We start from the raw sequence: 20,142 nt of genomic DNA on the forward strand, positions 1-20,142 counted from the left end.
AATCAGCCTTTTTAGAGCCGTACTCATTCCAAGAATGGAGGGTTCAGAAATGAAGGTGCACATGATTGTCAGACCGATGTTGATGTTGCTGCTTGTCGTATCTTTTATGGTAGCAGGTTGTCAGGGGGTCACCCCGCCGCCAACGGGAGAATCGCCGCCGAATCAGGAGGTGACGGCTCCAGGGGGCGGCGAGGAGACATCGCCGCAGGAGGATCCGAGGGCAACGCCGAGGAATGAAACGCTGTATGTCAACGGGCTGCAGTGGGGAGCGCCGACCAACTTTAATTTGCTGAGCGGCAATCCGGCCTTCCCGATCAACTATGGAAACTCCAGAGAGCTGATCTATGAAACCTTGTTTATGGTCAACCAGCTCACAGGTGAACTGGAGCCGCTGCTTGGAACCAAGTACGAATGGACCGACGATCTCACGCTGCGTGTTGAGCTGCATCCGGAGGCCAAGTGGAGCGACGGACAGCCGTTCACATCTGATGATGTCGTATACACTTACAAGCTGGGCCAGAGATATGATATCAACTGGAGCAATTTCTGGACGTACATCGAAGAGGTGTCTGCCGACGGAGAACATGCGGTTGACATCATGCTGAACAAGGATAATCCGAACAAGCTGACGGTGCTTGACAGCATAGAGCTTATTCCGATGCTTCCGAAACATGTATGGGAAGAGATCGAGCAGCAGGCAGGCGGGGATCTGGCCACGATTCGCAAGGAGATCAATGATGATCCGATCGGGACCGGGCCTTACAAAATGTATTACTACAACGATCAGAAAATTACGATTGTCCGGGACGACAACTACTGGGGACAGGTGCTCTTCGGCAAGCTTCCGGCCCCGAAATATATTACGCATGTCATCTATAAAGACAATGCCGCCGGCGATCTCGCATTTAAGAGCGGCCAAGTGGACGTGTCCCAGCAGTTCATCCCGCAGGTATGGAAGATGTGGGAGGACGGAGCCCCGGTGAAAACCTATCTGAAGGAAGAGCCGTACTATGTTCCGGGCTCGATGCCTTCGATCTTCTTCAATATGTCCAAGGAGGGGCTAGACAACCCGGATGTTCGCCGGGCCATTGCGATGAGCATCGACTATGGCAAAATATCAGAGCTGGCGATCAGCGGCTATTCCGCGCCGATGCAGCCGTCGCTTACCTTGAATACGGATGCGGAGTCCAAATATGTGGATCAGGCCGCAATCAAGCCGCTTCAGTGGACGACCGATGTTGAGGCTGCCAATGCGCTGCTCGACTCCATCGGGGCTGCGCGTGGCAAGGACGGGATTCGCGTACTGAACGGCGTCCGGCTTGGGCCTTACGAGATTGAATGTCCGTACGGATGGTCGGACTGGAATGCAGCGCTGGAGATCGTGGCCCAGAATGCGAAGGCCATCGGCGTCGAAATTCGGACCAAATTCCCGGAAGCGCCAGTATGGACGAACAATTTGCAGACCGGCAAATTCGATATCATTATGAACACCCCGGCCGGGGGTGTCAGCCCGAGCCAGCCGTGGAACCGGGCCCAGACGATTATGTATTCCAAAGGGGTGGCTCCAATCGGAGAGATGGCTTTCTGGAACTGGGGGCGGTATCAGAACGACCGTGCCGATGCCATCATTGAGAAGATTCCGACGGTTACCGATGAAGCTGAATTGAAAGCGCTGTATACCGAGCTGACCCAGATTTGGCTGAATGATATTCCTTCCATTCCGCTGATGTACCGCCCGTGGGTGTTTGACACGGTGAACGAGACGGTATGGAAGGGCTTCCCGCAGGAAGGGGACGGCAGCAATATTCCTCCGCAAATTTCGATGGACGGTGCGGGAATTAAAGCCTTGTACCAAATACACAACTGATCGCAGGGGGCAGGCATGGCAGGGGTACTCTAAGGCGCGTATGGCCAATCCGGACGTCGCAAAGGGCGCCAAAGTGCGTTTGGCCAATCGGGACGTAGCGAAGGGCCGTGCCAAGGAGCATCGCCAAGTGGCACCCAGTGAAGGGACATTGCCATAGGCTGATGGCTTGGCTCGGCCATGGCATACTGAATCTGCCTGCAAGGCCTGCTCCCTTTAGCCTGAATCATGTGGAGGGGTGATGCTGTATGAGCGCTTACGGAAAGTATGTCGTCAAAAAGTTCTTCTGGTACTTCGTGACCTTGATCGTTGCGATCGCACTGAACTTCCTGCTTCCCCGAATGATTGAAGGCAATCCCGTCAGCGTCATTGTGGCCCAGATGACCCAGGGCATGACCGAAAGCGATACGATCAAGCGGGTATATGACACGTTTGCTGCCGAGTTTGGCATCGATCAGCCGCTCCATGTTCAGTTTTTCATCTATGTCAAAAATTTGCTGACTGGCAATTGGGGCACTTCCTTCGGGCTGTATCCGAAGCCGGTTACGGAAATCCTGGCCTCGGCCATCCCGTGGACCATCGGGCTTCAACTGCCCGCGATATTGGTCGGCTGGATCATCGGCAACGTGCTCGGCGCGGTGGCCGCTTATCGGAAGGGTGTCTTCGATAAAGTGATTTTTCCGGTAGCCCTGTTTGTGAACTCGATTCCTTTCTTCACACTGGCTATCATCATGCTGTATGCGTTTGCTCTGACACTGAAATGGTTCCCGATGCACGGGGGCTATGATTATCAGATGATTCCTTCGCTAAGCTGGGAATTCATCGGCTCGGTGCTGAGGCATCATACGCTGCCGTTTCTATCGATTGTGCTGGTGACCATTGGCGGGCAAGCGATTGGAATGCGGGAGATGTCGATCTATGAACTGAATTCCGACTATGTGCTGTATAGCAAGCTGCTTGGCATCCGCGATTCGCGAATTGCCCGCTATGTGTTCCGCAATGCGATGCTTCCCCAGATTACGGGGCTGGCGCTATCGATCGGCACGATGGTTGGCGGATCGCTTATCTGCGAAATCGTGTTCAGCTACCCGGGAATCGGAACGTGGATGTTTACGGCGATTCGTCAGCTGGACTATCCGCTCATCTCGGGCTGTACGCTGCTGATCGCGCTGGCCGTCCTGCTGGCCAACTTCACCATCGATCTGATTTACGGCTGGATTGATCCTAGAATCAAGGCTGCACAGATGGAGGATCAGTAATATGAATCATTCCGTTCGCATTTTGCTCAAGTCGCCTAAGTTTATGCTGGGCGCGGTCCTGCTGCTGTTGATGATCGGGGTAGTTATGATCTATCCGCTGATCAATCGCAATGATCCGCTGGAGATGATTGCGCTCGCTTATCAGCCGCCGGATTCCAAGCTGCTGCTCGGCTCGGACAATTTCGGACGCGATCTGTTCCTGGAGCTCATCTACGGAATCCGAACCTCGCTTCAGGTCGGGCTGATTGCCGGGGTGTTCGCAACCGCGATCGGTCTTGTGATCGGGCTCGCCTCAGGCTATATCGGAGGGATGATTGACAATCTGCTGACTGCTGTCACGAACATCTTCATCGTGATCCCTTCCTTCGTCATACTGATTCTGATCTCAGTCAGCATTGATTCCCGCAGTTCCTTCGTGACCGCGGCGATCATCGGCATTACGAGCTGGCCGTGGACCGCGAGGGCCGTTAGGGCGCAGACGTCCTCCCTCCGCAATCGCGATCATGTCAATATTGCCAAAATCTCGGGCTACAGCACGCCCCGGATCATCATGTATGAGATTCTGCCGTACATCGCTTCGTATGTAGTGATGGCCTTTGTGCTGCAGATGGCGTCCGGGATTCTGGCGGAGGCTTCAATCTCGATGCTGGGCCTCGGCCCCTACAACACGATTTCCCTCGGCATCATCATGAACTGGGCGCTCGTATTCGAGGCGCCGGTAGCCGGGGCTTGGTGGGCCTTCATTCCGGCGGCGCTGTCCATCGCGGTCATTACATTCTCGCTGTATATGATGAATACCGGGATGGATGAAATCTTCAATCCGAAAATTAGGAGCTGATGACCCTTGAGCACCAATATTTTGGAAGTGAAAGATTTGAAGACGTACTATCGGACCCGTCTCAAGGAGCATGTCCACGCCGTTGACGGCGTCAGCTTTACGCTGGAGGCCGGGCGCACGCTCGGGATTGCAGGCGAGTCCGGCTGCGGAAAGTCCACGCTTGCGCTCAGCCTGATGGGATTTTATTTTCCCCCCGCTCCATTTCGGTTCGGGCTCCATCATCGTGAACGGGACAGACATTATGACGCTGGGCAAGGAACAGCTTCGCTCCCGGGTGTCCGGCAGGGAAATCTCCTACATTCCCCAGGCGGCGATGAACGCCCTGAATCCGACGCTCCGCATTATCCGGTTTATCGAAGACATTATGAAGGAGCACAGGCCGGAGCTGAGCAGGAAGCAGGTGTGGGAGCTGGCAGTGGAGCGATTCGAAACGCTGAATCTGTCGGCCCGGGTGTTGGAGTCCTACCCGAACGAGCTGTCGGGCGGGATGAAGCAGCGGACCGTCATTGCCATCTCCACCATTCTGAACCCGAAAGTGCTGATTGCCGACGAGCCAACGTCCGCGCTGGATGTTACCTCACAGAAAGCGGTGATCAAGCTGCTGAAGCATCTGCTGGAGAAAGGCTATATCCAGTCGCTTGTGTTCATCACGCATGAGCTGCCGCTCCTGTACCATGTGACCGACGATATTATGGTTATGTATGCAGGCGAGATCGTGGAGCGCGGAACGGCGGAGCAGATGATCTTTGATCCGATTCACCCGTATACGAAAAAGCTGATGGGCTCCATCATCGTGCCGGAAGAGGGGATGAGAGGCCACAAGCTTGCGGCCATTCCCGGAACGCCGCCAAACCTGAAGACGGTGCCGGAAGGCTGCCGTTTTGCAGACCGGTGCACGTATGCCCAGAGCGAGTGCCGCCAAGGGAGGATCGAGCTGCAAACCTTCCAGGACCGGTCTTATCGCTGCATCGTTCCGGCAGACACATTAAGGGAGTGGTATGCCCATGAAGACGAATGAGGTGCTGATCAGCGGCAAGCATCTGACGAAGGTATTTGGCTATGGCAAACATAAAACAACCGCGGTGGACGATGTGAGCTTCGAATTTCATAAAGGCGAGATTATATCGATTGTCGGGGAAAGCGGCAGCGGGAAGACCACGCTGGCCAAAATGATCATGGGCCTGCTGAAGGAGAGCAGCGGCTCCATTTCATATATGGGAAAGCCGAGACAGCTTAAGCGCCACGCCGACCGCAAGAAGTACTGGAAGCATATCCAGGCGATTTTTCAGGACCCGTTCTCTTCCTTTAATCAATTCTACAAGGTCGAGAAGCTGCTGCTTGATTGCATCAGGTTGCAGGGATTGAAGCTCAGCAAGGAGGAGCAGCTGCAGAAGATGAAGGAAGCCTGCTCGTTCGTCAACCTGAAATATGAGGAGCTGCACAACAAGTATCCGTTCGAGCTGTCCGGGGGCCAGATGCAGCGGCTGATGATCGCGCGCATCTTCATGCTGCACCCGCAGCTGCTCATTGCCGATGAGCCGACCTCGATGGTGGACGCCTGCTCCCGCTCGACCATTCTTGATATGCTGTTAAAGCTGCGGGATGAGAATGGGATGACGATCATCTTCATTACCCATGATGTCGGGTTGGCCTACTATGTGAGTGATACGCTGTATATTATGGAACGCGGCAAGGTGGTGGAGAGCGGACCTGCCGAGGACGTCATCATCCATCCCCAGCATCCGTACACGAGGCAGCTGATCTCCGATGTGCCCAAGGTGCATGAAGCCTGGGACTTATCCTGAAACCAAGCGTGAAATTTGGGAAAGATCGAAAACCGGACTTTCTCGGCGGGGGCTGCTTTTAGTAGACTGGTAGATAACAAGGGCGCAGATGCCCCAAGTACGCCCAGGGGATTGTCTGAACCCGAGCTTGGGAGAAAAGGATGAGGTGACGTCAGGTGAATGGCAGTTTATTTCAGGAGGCGCTGCTAAGCGGGAGTTACGGGCCGAAGTTCTACGCCTTTTATTACAAGCAGTGGAGCAACTACCAGATGCCGTTTCATGTTCATGACTCCACGGAGATTATGTATATGATATCAGGTCAATGCCGAATCGACGTGCGGGCAGGGGAAGGCCAGGAACAGCGGGTCGTTCTTCGCAAAGGGGAGTTTATTGTGCTCGATTCCGGGGTTCCCCATCGTCTGATCGTGGACGCTGACAGCTCGTGCAGAATGCTGAATGTGGAGTTTGGCTTTACGGATCGCGGGCAGGCGGCTCCTGACATCAGTGCGATTGCCGGCGAGGAAGAGGAAGTCGCTTCCTTTTTGCGGCGTGACCGCCCGTATCTGGTCTTGTCCGATCAGGAAGAGGTGTATCCGGTGCTGAGAAGCCTTGTGCTTGAGCTGGATCGAAGAGGAACGGGCCCCAGGACGATCACGAATGTGCTGTTTATTCAGCTGCTCGTTTCGATCTCCAGGCTGGCGGAGGAGCGGGAGCGTGGCGCATTCGGGCCCAGTGAGCTGTACGCCAAGCGAAGCATCGATTATTTGCATCAGCATTATGATCAGAACATTCGGATTAAGGACGTTGCTATGGCTGTGAACCTGCATCCCGGCTATTTGCAGCGAATATTCCGCAAGGAGACGGGCCATACGCTGACGGCGTATTTGACCATGATCCGGATGGAAAAAGCGAAGCAGCTGCTGTCCCGGACTGATATTCCGATCCCTGAAATTTCCGAGTATGTCGGTGTGGCAAGCCGCCAGTACTTTCATGCTTTGTTCAAAAAGTATACCAAGGTGACTCCGGCCCAATATCGCCAGAATTCGGATAAATACAGCTGGGACCGGAGATTAGCAGAACCTGGAGGCCACTAGCACAATAGCTGGAGCGGTGCGGAAGTTTGAATTTTTGACAGTTTGTGCTTAAAGTGGTCATTATTTTGATAACGCTTACGAATCCCCGATTGCTACAATCAGATTGAATTTACTTGTGCAGGAGGGGAAGCAACATGTCATTCAAGATTGCTTTTATCGGTGCGGGCAGCATCGGATTTACGAGGGGACTGCTGCGGGACTTGCTGACGGTGCCGGACTTTCATCAGATCGAAATCGCGTTTACGGACATCAGCCAGCATAATCTGGATATGGTTACCGAGCTGTGTCAACGGGACATTCGTGAGAATGGGCTGAAGATTGCGATCCAGTCTACGACCGACCGGCGGGAGGCGCTGAAGGATGCAAAATATGTAATCTGTACGATTCGCGTAGGCGGGCTTGAAGCCTTTGCCTCGGATGTCGACATTCCGCTTAAGTATGGTGTTGATCAATGTGTCGGGGACACGCTGTGTGCGGGCGGGATCATGTACGGTCAGCGAGGCATTGCCGAGATGCTGTCCATCTGTCAGGATATACGCGAAGTATGCGCACCGGATGTTCTGCTGCTGAATTACGCCAATCCGATGGCGATGCTGACCTGGGCCTGCAATCAGTATGGCGGTGTTCGAACGGTTGGACTCTGTCACGGGGTGCAGCACGGGCATCATCAGATAGCAAGCGTCTATGGGCTGGCAAAAGAGGAGGTTGATATCGTCTGCGCAGGCATCAATCACCAGACCTGGTACATCCAAATTTCCCATAAGGGAGAGGACTTGACCCAGGGCCTGCTCGAAGCTTTCGAGCGTCATCCCGAATACAGCCGCACCGAGCGGGTGCGGATCGACATGCTGCGGCGTTTCGGATATTACAGCACGGAGTCCAATGGCCATCTGAGCGAATACGTGCCATGGTACCGCAAACGTCCGGAGGAGATTCCGAACTGGATTGATCTTGGAAGTTGGATCAACGGGGAGACGGGAGGTTACCTGCGTGTCTGCACGGAAGGGCGGAACTGGTTCGAGACGGACTTCCCGAACTGGATGAAGGACCCGGCGATGCCATTTAAGCCGGAGAATCGGGGAGAGGAGCATGGATCATATATCATTGAAGCTTTGGAGACCGGGCGGGTATACCGCGGTCACTTCAATGTCGTGAATCGCGGCATCATATCCAATCTGCCGGACGATGCGGTGATCGAAGCGCCAGGCTATGTGGATCGCAATGGCATCTCCATGCCGCATGTCGGCCCGCTGCCGCTTGGTCCGGCTGCGGTGTGCAGTGCCAGCATTTCCGTGCAGCGGCTTGCGGTGGAGGCCGCCGTTCACGGGGATGACAAGCTGCTTAGGCAGGCGTTCATGATGGATCCGCTCGTGGGCGCGGTCTGCAATCCGCCGGAAATATGGCAGATGGTGGATGAGATGCTGGTCGCCCATGAGCCGTGGCTGCCTCAGTATAAAGCCGCGATTGCCGAGGCCAAGCAGCGGTTAGCATCAGGTCGGCAGGTTCCAACCCGCAATTACGAGGGAGCGGCCAGGCTCAAGGTGAAGACGGTGGAGGAAATGAAGCTGGACCGGGAGGCCGCGAACAAGAACGCTGGCGAGTCGGATAAAGGAAAGGATCGCGAGAAGGCGCTATGATCGCTGTTGATCATCGCTTCTGAGCTGTGATGCCTGGACGCCCCTAATATGATTTAGGGGCGTTTTCCTGCTGCAGACGCTCGTATATTTTCATAGGATATAGTACACTGCAATTATCGGCATCATGCTAGACCCTATAGATCGAACTACAGTTTCATTGGGCCATTGTGCAAGAATCAAGAATGCATGCGGGAGGTCACAGTTTATGAGGGTAGGGGTACCTAAAGAGATTAAGAACAATGAGAATCGGGTCGGGATGACCCCCGGAACGGTGCTCAGCTTCAAGCATGCCGGCCATGAGGTGCTGGTGCAATCCGGCGCAGGTGCTGGTGTTGGATTTACAGATGAAGATTATGAGGCTGCCGGCGCACGGATAGTGCCCACAGCTGCCGAAGCGTGGCAAGCGGAGATGGTGGTGAAGGTCAAGGAGCCGCTTCCGGAGGAATATGCTTACTTTCAGGAAGGGCAAATTCTGTATACCTATCTCCACCTGGCCCCTGAGGCAGAGTTGACCAGGGCGCTGGTTGAACGCAAGGTGAGTGCGGTAGCCTATGAGACAATTCAGCTTCCGGACGGAAGCTTGCCGCTCTTGACACCGATGAGTGAAGTGGCAGGCAGAATGTCGATTCAGATCGGCGCGCATTTTCTGGAGAAGGCCCACGGCGGCAAAGGGGTGCTGCTGAGCGGCGTGCCCGGGGTTGCGCCCGGAAAGGTTGCGGTGATCGGCGGCGGCATCGTCGGTACCAATGCAGCGAAGATCGCTCTTGGCATGGGGGCGGAGGTCAGCATTCTCGACATTAATCCGAATCGGCTGCGTCAGCTGGACGATCTGTTCCAAGGCCGTGTCAAAACGATCATCTCCGATTCCTATCATATCGCTGAAACGGTCAAGTCCGCCGATCTCGTCATCGGGGCGGTTCTGATTCCGGGTGCCCGCGCGCCAAGGCTCGTTACAGAAGAGATGGTCAAGGCGATGAGTCCCGGCTCCGTGATTGTCGATGTGGCTATTGACCAGGGCGGTTCGATCGAGACGATCGACCGGATTACAACCCATGATCATCCTACCTACGAGAAGCACGGCGTCATTCACTATGCCGTTGCGAACATGCCTGGCGCCGTAGCCCGTACCTCGACGCTCGCATTGACGAATGTGACGGCTCCTTACGGGCTGAAGATTGCCAGCCAGGGGCTGCGCCAAGCCGCGCTTGCGGATCTGGCACTGGCCAAGGGGATCAATGTCATGGACGGCAAGGTCAGCTATAAAGCGGTCGCAGAAGCGCACGGCTATGCCTATACAGATATCCATGAGCTTCTGGCATAATCGCGCCAGATTCTAATAGCGAGAGCCATACTCCAATTTCGATGGAAGCCTCACATGAGGGAGGACGTACAAGCATGTACGGAGAGCATCCTTTCAGACCGAGCGATTGGAGAGATGGCTCTTTGTTGTTTACACGTTTCTATAGCGGATCATAGCCGGGGATGGACCTTGTCATTCCTCAAACATCGAGCTGTTCATTTCATCGGCGACGGCCTGGATTTCCTCAGTGCCGATGCTAATGTACCGGTACCCTTCCGTTTCTTGCTTGGCCAGCGCCCGCTCCTTGATGAATTTCGGACTGGCAACACCGGCCTCTTCATCATAGACGAGCAGGATGCCGTCGGTTTTGCGAAGCAGAAGTTCATCCCGGGCGGCAAATTGCCAGCTGCCGGCATAAGGCTGTTTGCTCACGGGAGCATAGTAATCCACACCGCGGAGAATTTGCTCGTAGTATGCTTTTTTCTGATCATTCCATCGTTCTTCCGGGTTTTGATAGGCGGTCAGAATGGAACATCGCAGTTCGGGGTAATGTTGTTTAAGCCGGATCGCAACCTCGATCGCCCACAGGTCAACCCCGTATTGACCGGGAGTGATGATCCACTTCAGACCTTCGTCCAGCAATGGAATGAGCCGGTTCTCCATCGCTTGCAGAATGTAAGGTATGCCTTTATGTTTCTGGTCATATATGCCAAGCTCATGCGCACGGTAACCAGTGACGAGCAGATTTTCCAATTTGAGTTCACCTCGCATTGATGCTAGAATTAATGTAGCTTCTTTCCACATTTTTTTCAACACGAGATAGATTACATAGGGCAAAGAAGACAAAGCAACAGGACTTATAATGTTTAGGAGGAACTTGTTTTGAAGAAATGGACAGCATTATTACTGGGAGCAATTTTAGCAATCGGTCTGACCGCGTGCGGGGATGCAAAGAAAGACGAACCAACAGCGGCACAAACACCATCATCGGAGGAGCAGTCTACTGAGCCGCAGGAGACGCCGGTCAATGAAGAAGAACCAAAGGAATCGGAGCTTCCAACGGTTGATGAACTGATCGAGAAGGCTGCACAAGCGAGCAAAGAAATGAAAAGTTTTGCGCTTGCAGCAGACATCGAGCAGAATTTTGTGGTTAGCCATGGGGAAGGTCAAGAAGAACAATCGATTAATATGAAGCTGGACTCCGAGGTGACCATCGAGCCGTTGGAGATGAAGCAGAATATGGTTATGTCCTCTCCAGAAGGCAATATGGAGATGCTGCAATATATTACGGAGAATGGAATCTACTTGCAGATGGATGACGAATGGATGAAGATTCCGGAGGAGTCCGAAGGGGAGATCAGAAGCTCCATTGAAGGCGTTGAACAGAGCGCTGAACAACAGGTTGAGCAATTCAAAATGATTGCACAGGATACTGAGATCACCGAAGAGGGTGACGAGTATGTCCTGACGGCTGATGTGTCCGGCAATAACCTCAAGGATCTTGCCAAGTCTATTATGGATCAGGCAGGAAGCGATCCACAGACTGAGGCTATGATTGAGCAAATGGATATTAAAAGCATCAAAATTGTGTACAGTGTGAACAAGGAATCTTATCTGCCGATGAGATCGGATGTTGACATGGTTCTGACGATGGAGGCCGAGGGTCAATCGGTAGAGCTTGACATGAAGATGAAGAGCACTTATGCCCAGCATAATGCCATCAACAAAATCGAAGTGCCTCAAGAGGCGCTAGATGCGCAATAAGATATAACCACAGTCAGGGAAAGGCTGTCCGTATCTGCAGATATATTCTACAGAACGGGCAGCTTTCTTTGTTCCTGCGGTGTATTAACATGGTTACATGGATCAGGGTCAAGTGAATGATAGGGGCCATACCGTGGTATAATGGCATCGATTGATGGGCAATGGGACGGGCAAGAGTGGGAATCATGCATAAGTTCGGGGTGCTGGACCATTCATTGACGTTGCTTTCTGATTGGAGGTGCGGAGAATGCGTTTATGGGATCGCAAGGGGATTGTGCAGAAACTGAAGGAAATCGAGCGGAAAGAAAATATCGTGATTGTGTAGCCTGCGAGCTTGGCAGCCGGGCTGTAGGAACTGCGTCGGCACACAGCGACTATGACGTTCGTTTTCTGTACCTCCGGCCGGTGGAGTGGTATTTATCCGTTATGGAGAAAAAGGACGTACTCGTATATCCGCTGGAAGGGCAGGAGGATATGAGCGGCTGGGATATGATAAAAGCGTTAAGGCTTATGCAAAAATCCAATCCCACACTGCTGGAATGCTTGAATTCGCCGATCCGGTATACCGAGCATGGCGCTATTCTTGAGCAGCTCCGTAGGTTGGCCGGGATGCTGTTCTCTCCGAAGGCCTGTATGCATCACTATGTGAAGATGGCGGCTCGGAATGACCGACAAGCCTGGGAGCAGAACCAGGTTCAGGTCAAACGGTTGATTCAAGTGCTGCGGCCGGTGCTGGCTTGCGGGTGGATCGAGAGGTTCGGCGATATGCCGCCGGTTCCGCTCCGAGCGCTGACGGAAACGCTGCTGGGAGGAGAGGATATCGTGCGCACGGAGGCACTCGAACTGCTGGAGGCCAAAAGAGCGGGGAGTCGGACGCTGCCTGCAGTGCGCATGCAGTCACTTCGTCATTATCTGACCGAGCAGATCGGTCATTATGAACATACAATCCGTGAATATCGAGCTGCCCCAGGCGGGATGGAAAGTGAAGTTGATGCCTTGTTTCGGGCTGCACTGAAGGAGATATGGAGCTTGGAGGGATGGACATGAACGAAATTCCGGATCATTTGGATTATAGGTTGTCCATTTTGTTTATCGGATTTAACCCGAGCTTGCGCTCAGGGGAAGTTGGCCACCATTATGCCAACCCGAGAAACAACTTCTGGAGAATATTGCATCAATCCGGTTTGACCCCGCGCCGATACGCGGCTTCCGAGGATCGGGACTTGCTGAAGCTCGGCTATGGCTTCACGAATATTGTTTCCCGTCCGACAAGGGGAGCGGAGGATATTACCCGGGAGGAATACAAGGCTGGCCGGGCGCTGCTCAGGGAGAAGCTGCAGAAGTACCAGCCGCAGATAGCCTGCTTTGTCGGAAAAGGAGTTTATACCGAATATAGCGGCAGGCAGCGGGTAGATTGGGGCTTTCAGGCAGAACCGGTAACCGAGGGAATCCGGGAGTTCGTTGCTCCTTCCTCCAGCGGGCTGGTTCGCATGCCGATGGAGGAGATTGTGGGCATATATCGCCAGCTGTCAGAAGCAATCCGCGGAGAGGGTGCAATAGAAGGCGAGGACAGAGGTTGACTGGAGGTATCAGGGATAATGTCCGATTCACCACAGAGAGGATTGCCGCAAGTACCCGGTAAGACATCGGGGGCGGCAATCCTCTTTAGTCGTGGGATGATGCGGTTAAGGCAGACGCAGCAGGGCGGGATCTACCCGCGGAACTAGTCCTTCATCGGCAGCGCGGGTTAGCAGCGCGGTGATGGCACCGTACCCGTCAGCACCGAGATCGGCAGTAAACGAATTGACATACAGGTTGATGTGGGCATCGGCCACGGTCGGGTCCATCTCCTGGGCGTGCTCCAGTACGTATTGCCGCGAAGCTTCAGGATGCTTCCAGGCATATTCGACAGAAGCGCGAGCCCAGGCCGAGATTTGAGCCAGATCCAGCGACCGGCGGGCGACAATGGCGCCGAGCGGAATCGGAAGCCCGGTGTCGGTCTCCCACCAGCTTCCGAGGTCTGTCATCAGCTTCAGGCCGTAGGAAGGGTAAGTGAACCGGGCCTCGTGTATGACGAGTCCGGCATCGATCTTGCCGTCCCGGACGGCAGGCATGATCTGGTCAAAGGGCAACACGACAATTTCACCGAGTCCGCCCGGAACGTTCTGCGCAGCCCACAGCCGGAACAGCAGATAGGCGGTGGAGCGTTCGCTCGGAACCGCCACGCGGCGCCCGGACAGGCTGGCAGGGCCAACCGGCGCACTGCCGTCCGTCAGGTGGTCCGCTGTCAGCACGAGCGGCCCGCATCCGCGGCCGAGTGCGCCGCCGCACGGAAGCAGGGCATACTCGTCCAGCACCCAGGGCAAGGCGGCATAGGATATTTTCAATATATCATGCTGCCTGTCTTCGGCAGCCCAGTGGTTGGTTATATCGATGTCCGCATAGGACACGTCCAGCGCAGGCGCGCCGGGAATCAGCCCGTGCACCCAGGCATGGAATACAAAGGTGTCGTTGGGACAAGGGGAAAATGCAATCTTCATGTCAATACCTCCAGTAGATGTGAGCTGGCCGCTTCCAGCGCTTCAAGCGCCTCCTTGATCTTCCACGCCCCCCGGTTGCGAGGACCGACGGCGTTCGAGATGGCCCGGATCTCCAGAGCGGGCAGTTCATAGGCTGCCGCCGCCGTCGCTACGCCGAACCCTTCCATTCCTTCAGCAGCAGCGCCGGGAATGCGCCGGGCAAGGAAGGCGGCGGATTCGGCGCTGCCCGTCGTTGTGGACACGGTCAGAATCGGCCCGTGGTATGCCGATAATCCGCCTCGTTCCAGCGCTTGCATCCAGCGCTGTGACAGATCGGCGTCCGGTACGATTCGATCCGTGCCGAAGCCAAGCTCCTGAACGCTAAGGAATCCGTCCGGGGTCTCTGAACCGAGATCGGCGGCCACGATGGCGTTCGCGATGACAAGGGAGCCGATCGCGGCTTGTCCGGCAAATCCGCCGCCGATGCCTGCGCTGATGACGAGGCCATAGCGGTGCCGGGCGAGGGCGCGTGCGGTGTAGGCCGCTGCTGCCGCCGGTCCGACGCCGACGGCAACAACATCAAACCGGCCGTCTTGACCGAGCCCGCGCAGGACCGCTTCCCGCTCGGCATCGACAGCGGTTGCGATCAGCACATGCGGCCGATGCAGCGCGGATTCCGGGGAAGACGAGGCTTCCCCGGAATCATAGGGGAATGAATTTGTATATGCGATATCCGACATGCTATATTTCTCCTTCTGGATGTGCCAAGGCAGTTTAAGTATCGTTTGTGCTGCTCAGGATTTTGTGAGTTTCACTATAAATAACGTTATCGTGTTCCGGGACGGATGTAAAGTTTTAAATGGGTGACAGCCATTTGGAGGTCATTTGCAGAACAGATAGATTCTGCATTCTATTGCATTCTTTTCGTGGCATCCGGCAAATACGTTGGAGTATAATGAACGATAACTTTTACTCACAACATGATGGATGCGGAGGTTCGATAGCTTTGAGGAAGAAGGGTGCCAATGGACAAGAGAGCAGGACACGATTACTCGCAGCTGCCGCCAGCGAATTCGCCCGGTTAGGGTATCACGAGACGAAGGTCAGTGCAATTGTCTCCAAAGCGGGGTTAACACAGCCGTCGTTTTACTTGTATTTTCAAAGCAAGGAGGCCATATTCGCCGAACTGACAGGCATGTTCCGGTCGGGATTGAAAGCGCTCATGGAAGAGTGCGGGCGAGAGGCTGAGCGGGGCTGTGAGTCGGTAACGGTTGCTGTTCGCTCGTTCCTGGCGCGGCTGTTTGCACAGTTGGCTCACCATCCCGATTTGACACGGATCGGTTTTTTCCTTAGCGAGGAAGCAGCGGATATGAAGGAGGAGCTGGCTGCGGTAATTGCGCGCTGTCTGCTGTCCAGGCATCATGGGCTTGATGGGGAGTCCCGATTCGATGTGGCGGTCGCGGCCGATTGCCTTGTAGGGGCGGTGGAGAGACTGACCTTGCAGCAGCTGCTCCCAGGCAAGCGTTCGGCAGAGGAACTGGCTGGGGAGGTCGCCCAATTTTATAGCGTCGGGCTCGAGTGATCGGGCTTGCACCCGGGATGAAATCGTCCGATAATGAAACCGTTGATGAGCAAGACGTTTACATACATAGCATACCTGGACATGTTCCCCTGAACGGATCGTTTATAGCAGATATGTAACAGTGAAGATGCTCGTAATGACCGAGGACTGCAGCAGCCAAAAGTGAAGGCCGCCGCAGTCTTTTTTCATAGGGCAGCTTGCCGTGAATGCCGCTAAGCTGAAGTCTTGGCAGTGGCATGCGTTTGAAATTTTCCCGGTTCTTGCAGTATATTACTTTTGTAACCGATTGCATGAGAGCATGGGAGAAATGGATCGGAGGTTGCACCGGTGAAAAAGCTGATGGTGGTTTACGGCTTGCTGATTGTATCGTTTCTGGTGTATGTGGTGATGTACCGGATGGATGAGGGACGCTCCGCGGCCTGGGAGGATGGAGGACTGCGGGGAAGCATTGGCGAGAATTACGTCATGGTCACGTTCCAGTCAGGGATGGAATATTGGAAGAATATATTAAAAGGCTTTGAGGACGGAGGCGACGCGCTTGGCGTGTCGGTCGAATACCGAGGCGCTACGCAGTATGACGTGAAGGAGCAGATCATGGTGCTGGAGCAGGTCATTGCGAAGAAGCCGGCCGGCATCGCCCTGTCAGCGATTGATTCCAGCGCATTGACCGCGACGATCAACAAGGCGGTGGATGCAGGCATCCCGGTGGTGCTGTTTGATGCGGATGCGCAAGGAAGCAAGGCATACTCATTTCTGGCCACCAACAATTACAACGCAGGGGCTGCCGCAGCCGACAAGATGGCCCAGCTTCTGGGCCGAGAGGGCGAGGTGGGCATCATTACGCAGTCCGGACAGCAGAATCACGCGGATCGCACCAGCGGCTTCAAGGAAGCGATTGCCCATCGATATTCGGCCATGAAGGTGGTTGCGGTGAAGGAAGGCAAGGGTGACGCGATTATATGGCGGGATGCGGTGCTGGAGATGATGGAGGAGCATCCGGATTTGCGAGGCGTCTTTGCCACCGAAGCAAGCGGCGGGGCAGGCGCGGCTGATGCGGTCATTGCGGCAGGCAGGAAGGGGGAGCTGCGAATTATCGGATTTGATACGAACAAAGAGACGCTTGACCGAATATCGGACGGGACGGTGTCGGCCACGATTGCCCAGGGTACATGGAATATGGGCTATTGGTCGCTTCAGTATCTGTTTCACCTTCATCATGGCTTGACCGTTCCGGCTCCGACGCTGGGCAATGATGTGGCTCCGCTTCCGCCGCGCGTAGATACCGGGATCACGATTGTGACCCGTGAGAATGTGGATGATTTTTATGCCAAATAATTACGAATTCAAACCGGGCAGCTGGCGGAGACGTTTTAAACGGTGGACAGGATTCGGCGATTGGCCGCTGCAATACAAGCTTATTGTTTTATTCTTAATGATTGGCATCCTTCCTTCCATTGCGCTTGGCGTGCTGGTGAATTGGACGGTCAACCGCATCGTTGACGAACAGATGACAGCCAATACGCTTCAGCTGATCGGGAAAGTGAATCAAACGCTCGACAACAACATGGAGAATCTGCAGAGCATTACGTATCTGATCGGATTTGACCCTGCGGTCAAACGTTTCTTAAGCGGGGAGATGTCCGGGGACGGCACCGAGAGCGGCGAGGGGAATGGCGAAGCTCCGCATGCGCTGCTGAACGAAGAGAAGAGTGAGCGGTATGAGATCCGTCAGCTGCTCCAAGGATTCACCACGCTGTATCCGGAGATTGCGGCGATCCTGGTCGTGAATCATGAGGGGGACTACATCAGCAACGAGATGTATGCCCGAAGCGACGGGAATTTGACGGAGGAAAGCTGGTATGTGGAAGCGGCACAGCACGAGGGGATCTTCACTGTGCTGGGCCATCCGGTGCAGCGCAATGTGACCACGCATGTGTTCTATTCCAACGATGAACTTATCTCGGTTGTACGCTCTTTCGTGGATCCGGATACGCGGGAGGTGACTGGCGCTGTTCTGATTGATCTGAAGCTGCGAGCGGTAGCGGGTGCCGTGCGCGGGGTTACGCTTGGAAAAGACGGCTATCTGATGGTCACCGCGAGGGATGGGAAGCCGATCTACACTCCGGATCATTCCCCGATTGCGGGAATCCCGCCCGCCTGGTTTCCGGAAGAGGAGAGCGGCACGTTCGTGCGTGAAGTCGGCGGTCAGATGCTGCAGTTCATGTACGTGACGTCCTCCTTCACAGGCTGGAGCACGCTCGGGGTATTCGGGGCGAGCGAGGCGGTGCATGAGGTCCGGAAAATTCAATTTTATTTGGTGTGCTTCCTGTTTGTCGTCTGTCTCTTCGGCTTAACGGCATCGTACACGCTGTCACAATCGATCTCGAGGCCAATTCGCCAGCTGATGTCGTTCATGCAGAAAGCGGAGTCCGGGGATTTGACGATCCGTTACTGGGGCGGAGGGCAGGATGAGGTAGGCATGCTCGGGCGCAGCTTCAACCGCATGTTGCTGCAAATTCGCAAGCTGATGAAGCTGAGCGAGCTGAGGGAGCGGCAGAAGCGGGAGGCGGAGCTGCGAAGCCTGCAGGCGCATATCAAGCCTCATTTTCTGTATAACACGCTGGATACGATTCACTGGATGGCGCTGAAAAAAGGGGCGGATGATGTGTCCGGCATGGTGGAGTCGCTGTCGCATCTGTTCCGGATCGGGCTGAGCAAGGGAAGCGATATCATCCCTATTCAGGACGAATGGACGCATATTACAAGCTATCTGCAAATCCAGAAGACCCGATACCGCGACCGGCTGCATTACGAGCTGCATCTGGCTCCGGAAGCGGAGGGCCTGTATGTGCTGAAGCTGCTGCTGCAGCCGATTGTGGAGAACGCCATCTATCATGGCATCAAAGCCCGGCGAGGCCCGGGCAGCATCGTCATTTCGGCCGAAGTGGAGGAGGGAATGCTGCTGCTGACGGTGACGGACAACGGTGCGGGCATGTCGCCGGAGCGGCTGGCGGAGCTGCGCCGCCTGCTGGAAGACCCGCTGTCGGCGATGCAGGAGCCAGCCGGCGGGGAGGAGCGGTCCAGCCGCAGCTATGGTCTGCTGAATGTGCAGGCCCGGATTAGACTGACCTTCCACGAGGCATATGGCATTCATATTGAAAGCGCTGAGGGTACAGGGACCCGCGTCATCATTCGCCATCCGTTGCTGCATACCGTCCCTAAAGCCTCAAACGAGCAAGGAGAGTGAGAAGATGAGAAGGCAGTACCGGGTATTGATTGCCGATGATGAACCGATCATTCGCGAAGGGATTCGGGATGCGGTGCGTTGGGAAGAGCTGGGCATGGAAGTTGCCTGTGAAGCGGAGGACGGGGAAGAGGCGCTGGAGCTGGCGCTGCAGGAAAATATCGACATTGCTTTGGTGGATATGAATATGCCGTTTATGGACGGCATTGCCCTGATGAAACGGCTGAAAGAGGAGCGCCCGTCATGCCGGTTTGTGATCGTCACCGGGCATGATGAATTTGCTTACGCCCAGGAGGCGATCCGGCTGGGCGTGAAGGAGTATATTTTAAAGCCGGTGAACGCCGAGCATCTGAATCAGGTGCTGCGAAGTGTGAAGCAGGAGCTGGACGAGCTGCATGTGCGCGATCTGTATTTCCAGAAAGCGTCGGAGCAGATCGAGAAGAATATTCCGCTGCTGCGCGAGCGCTTCTGTCTGGAATGGATTCATGGCTTGATCAGTCATAACGAGGCGCTGGAGCAGCTGGAGTTTCTGGGGCTGCCCCCGAGGCTGCCGCTGCAGATTGGCATCGTCCGCTGGCCGGAAACGGCCTCGAATCAGCCGCTGATGAAGGAGGGCGAACGGCAGCTGTACCTGTTTGCGATTGAGAACATCATCGCTGAGCTGATCCACGATGTGCCGCATATGCTGTTTCGCGAGCAGACCGGGCTGATCGGCATCTGCTTATGGGAAGAGCTTCCGGTTGAAGCGGCCGTGGACATGGAGAAGGCGGTGTTGAAGTATATCAAACGGACCGTCAATGTGCATCTGGAGCCGGTCGAGTCAGAGCTGGGCGGCGTCAGCGAGGCGTATGATGCTTGCCGGGAGGCGGTGTTCCGGGAATCGCAGCTGTCGCCGATCGTGCGCAGAGCAAGGCAGCTTATCCACGAGGTATACGCACAGCATGACTTGACGCTGGAAGCTTTTGCAGCGGGGCTGCAGGTGTCGCCCGTCTATTTAAGCCGCATGCTGAAAAAAGAGCTGGGCACGTCCTTTGTCGGCTTCCTGACCCAGACCCGGATCCGGAAGGCGATCGAGCTGCTCACTTCCACCGATCACACGATTCATGAAATCGCCGAGCAGGTCGGCTATGACAGCCAGCATTATTTCAGCACTGCCTTCAAAAAGGTGATGGGCGTATCGCCCAACCGTTACCGGAAGGGAGCGGCTTATGCCGAGGAATAACCGAAGCGTTATGGGATGAGATGTATGCGTTTGAA

General features: G+C 55.0%; 18 protein-coding genes and 1 pseudogene. 16 read left to right on the top strand and 3 right to left on the bottom strand.

Annotated features, from left to right (window positions below; translation table 11 throughout):
* Positions 1 to 49 precede the first annotated feature (49 nt).
* From CHH67_RS20915 to ald, 9 genes and pseudogenes are all read left to right on the top strand, one after another.
* A complete protein-coding gene (locus tag CHH67_RS20915) occupies positions 50 to 1,867 on the top strand; it encodes an ABC transporter substrate-binding protein (protein WP_095267318.1) in 1,818 nt (605 codons plus the stop codon).
* A 245-nt stretch (positions 1,868 to 2,112) separates the two neighbouring features.
* Positions 2,113 to 3,123: an ABC transporter permease gene (locus CHH67_RS20920; protein ID WP_095267319.1), complete on the top strand. Its 1,011-nt coding sequence runs from the start codon at positions 2,113 to 2,115 to the stop codon at positions 3,121 to 3,123.
* Between the two features lies 1 nt (position 3,124).
* Complete coding sequence (locus CHH67_RS20925) at positions 3,125 to 3,961, top strand: ABC transporter permease (protein ID WP_095267320.1); 837 nt, start codon at positions 3,125 to 3,127, stop codon at positions 3,959 to 3,961.
* Positions 3,962 to 3,988: 27 nt separating this feature from the next.
* Positions 3,989 to 4,102 (top strand): annotated as a pseudogene (locus CHH67_RS27110) (ABC transporter ATP-binding protein); the annotation flags it as partial.
* 82 nt (positions 4,103 to 4,184) lie between these two features.
* Entirely contained in the window at positions 4,185 to 4,979 is a 795-nt protein-coding gene (locus CHH67_RS27115; RefSeq protein ID WP_280523062.1) for an ABC transporter ATP-binding protein, read from the top strand.
* On the top strand, positions 4,966 to 5,766 hold the full coding sequence (locus CHH67_RS20935; protein WP_095267321.1) for an ABC transporter ATP-binding protein: 801 nt from the start codon (positions 4,966 to 4,968) through the stop codon (positions 5,764 to 5,766). Before CHH67_RS27115 ends, CHH67_RS20935 begins: the two co-directional genes overlap by 14 nt.
* A gap of 155 nt (positions 5,767 to 5,921) precedes the next feature.
* The gene (locus CHH67_RS20940) at positions 5,922 to 6,839 is read left to right on the top strand and encodes a helix-turn-helix transcriptional regulator (RefSeq protein WP_095267322.1); all 918 of its coding nucleotides are present in this window, start codon (positions 5,922 to 5,924) and stop codon (positions 6,837 to 6,839) included.
* Positions 6,840 to 6,973: 134 nt separating this feature from the next.
* Positions 6,974 to 8,476, top strand: a complete 1,503-nt coding sequence (gene melA / locus CHH67_RS20945; protein WP_095267323.1) for an alpha-glucosidase/alpha-galactosidase — start codon at positions 6,974 to 6,976, stop codon at positions 8,474 to 8,476.
* A 205-nt stretch (positions 8,477 to 8,681) separates the two neighbouring features.
* Positions 8,682 to 9,797 (top strand): alanine dehydrogenase, encoded by a 1,116-nt coding sequence (gene ald, locus CHH67_RS20950; protein WP_095267324.1) that lies wholly within the window; start codon positions 8,682 to 8,684, stop codon positions 9,795 to 9,797.
* Positions 9,798 to 9,968: 171 nt separating this feature from the next.
* On the opposite strand, the gene CHH67_RS20955 is transcribed toward ald, so the two are convergent.
* A complete protein-coding gene (locus CHH67_RS20955; protein ID WP_095267325.1) occupies positions 9,969 to 10,529 on the bottom strand; it encodes an SLOG family protein in 561 nt (186 codons plus the stop codon).
* 129 nt (positions 10,530 to 10,658) lie between these two features.
* Here CHH67_RS20955 and CHH67_RS20960 point away from each other — a divergent pair, with 129 nt between their 5' ends.
* From CHH67_RS20960 to CHH67_RS20970, 3 genes are all read left to right on the top strand, one after another.
* The gene (locus CHH67_RS20960) at positions 10,659 to 11,540 is read left to right on the top strand and encodes a DUF6612 family protein (RefSeq protein ID WP_095267326.1); all 882 of its coding nucleotides are present in this window, start codon (positions 10,659 to 10,661) and stop codon (positions 11,538 to 11,540) included.
* 255 nt (positions 11,541 to 11,795) lie between these two features.
* Positions 11,796 to 12,587: a nucleotidyltransferase domain-containing protein gene (locus CHH67_RS20965; protein ID WP_095267327.1), complete on the top strand. Its 792-nt coding sequence runs from the start codon at positions 11,796 to 11,798 to the stop codon at positions 12,585 to 12,587.
* A complete protein-coding gene (locus tag CHH67_RS20970; protein ID WP_095267328.1) occupies positions 12,584 to 13,120 on the top strand; it encodes a mismatch-specific DNA-glycosylase in 537 nt (178 codons plus the stop codon). Before CHH67_RS20965 ends, CHH67_RS20970 begins: the two co-directional genes overlap by 4 nt.
* 105 nt (positions 13,121 to 13,225) lie before the next feature.
* Here the strand turns inward: CHH67_RS20970 and CHH67_RS20975 are convergent, their stop codons facing one another.
* A complete protein-coding gene (locus tag CHH67_RS20975; protein ID WP_095267329.1) occupies positions 13,226 to 14,080 on the bottom strand; it encodes a 1,4-dihydroxy-6-naphtoate synthase in 855 nt (284 codons plus the stop codon).
* Positions 14,077 to 14,799, bottom strand: a complete 723-nt coding sequence (locus CHH67_RS20980; protein WP_095267330.1) for a futalosine hydrolase — start codon at positions 14,797 to 14,799, stop codon at positions 14,077 to 14,079. The genes CHH67_RS20975 and CHH67_RS20980 overlap by 4 nt, the downstream gene beginning before the upstream one ends.
* A 266-nt stretch (positions 14,800 to 15,065) precedes the next feature.
* Between CHH67_RS20980 and CHH67_RS20985 the strand changes: the two genes are divergently transcribed.
* The 4 genes from CHH67_RS20985 (at position 15,066) to CHH67_RS21000 (ending at position 20,107) form a co-directional block, all read left to right on the top strand.
* Positions 15,066 to 15,641: a TetR/AcrR family transcriptional regulator gene (locus CHH67_RS20985; RefSeq protein WP_095267331.1), complete on the top strand. Its 576-nt coding sequence runs from the start codon at positions 15,066 to 15,068 to the stop codon at positions 15,639 to 15,641.
* Positions 15,642 to 15,968: 327 nt separating this feature from the next.
* Positions 15,969 to 16,976, top strand: a complete 1,008-nt coding sequence (locus tag CHH67_RS20990; protein ID WP_095267332.1) for a substrate-binding domain-containing protein — start codon at positions 15,969 to 15,971, stop codon at positions 16,974 to 16,976.
* Positions 16,957 to 18,888, top strand: a complete 1,932-nt coding sequence (locus tag CHH67_RS20995) for a cache domain-containing sensor histidine kinase (RefSeq protein ID WP_095267333.1) — start codon at positions 16,957 to 16,959, stop codon at positions 18,886 to 18,888. Before CHH67_RS20990 ends, CHH67_RS20995 begins: the two co-directional genes overlap by 20 nt.
* A 4-nt stretch (positions 18,889 to 18,892) precedes the next feature.
* On the top strand, positions 18,893 to 20,107 hold the full coding sequence (locus tag CHH67_RS21000) for a response regulator (protein WP_095267334.1): 1,215 nt from the start codon (positions 18,893 to 18,895) through the stop codon (positions 20,105 to 20,107).
* The last annotated feature ends 35 nt before the right edge of the window (positions 20,108 to 20,142 follow it).

It is taken from the genome of Paenibacillus campinasensis, from assembly GCF_002272015.1.
GTDB classification, from domain to species: Bacteria; Bacillota; Bacilli; order Paenibacillales; family Paenibacillaceae; genus Paenibacillus_AQ; species Paenibacillus_AQ campinasensis.

Excerpts from the sequence above, each read along its gene's own strand:
- CHH67_RS20995 (WP_095267333.1), top strand. The coding sequence starts at position 16,957 with ATGATTTTTATGCCAAATAATTACGAATTCAAACCGGGCAGCTGGCGG.
- ald (WP_095267324.1), top strand. The coding sequence starts at position 8,682 with ATGAGGGTAGGGGTACCTAAAGAGATTAAGAACAATGAGAATCGGGTC.
- CHH67_RS20925 (WP_095267320.1), top strand. The coding sequence starts at position 3,125 with ATGAATCATTCCGTTCGCATTTTGCTCAAGTCGCCTAAGTTTATGCTG.
- CHH67_RS20970 (WP_095267328.1), top strand. The coding sequence starts at position 12,584 with ATGAACGAAATTCCGGATCATTTGGATTATAGGTTGTCCATTTTGTTT.
- CHH67_RS20965 (WP_095267327.1), top strand. The coding sequence starts at position 11,796 with ATGGGATCGCAAGGGGATTGTGCAGAAACTGAAGGAAATCGAGCGGAA.
- CHH67_RS20980 (WP_095267330.1), bottom strand. The coding sequence starts at position 14,799 with ATGTCGGATATCGCATATACAAATTCATTCCCCTATGATTCCGGGGAA.
- CHH67_RS21000 (WP_095267334.1), top strand. The coding sequence starts at position 18,893 with ATGAGAAGGCAGTACCGGGTATTGATTGCCGATGATGAACCGATCATT.
- CHH67_RS20920 (WP_095267319.1), top strand. The coding sequence starts at position 2,113 with ATGAGCGCTTACGGAAAGTATGTCGTCAAAAAGTTCTTCTGGTACTTC.
- CHH67_RS20975 (WP_095267329.1), bottom strand. The coding sequence starts at position 14,080 with ATGAAGATTGCATTTTCCCCTTGTCCCAACGACACCTTTGTATTCCAT.
- melA (WP_095267323.1), top strand. The coding sequence starts at position 6,974 with ATGTCATTCAAGATTGCTTTTATCGGTGCGGGCAGCATCGGATTTACG.
- CHH67_RS20935 (WP_095267321.1), top strand. The coding sequence starts at position 4,966 with ATGAAGACGAATGAGGTGCTGATCAGCGGCAAGCATCTGACGAAGGTA.
- CHH67_RS20915 (WP_095267318.1), top strand. The coding sequence starts at position 50 with ATGAAGGTGCACATGATTGTCAGACCGATGTTGATGTTGCTGCTTGTC.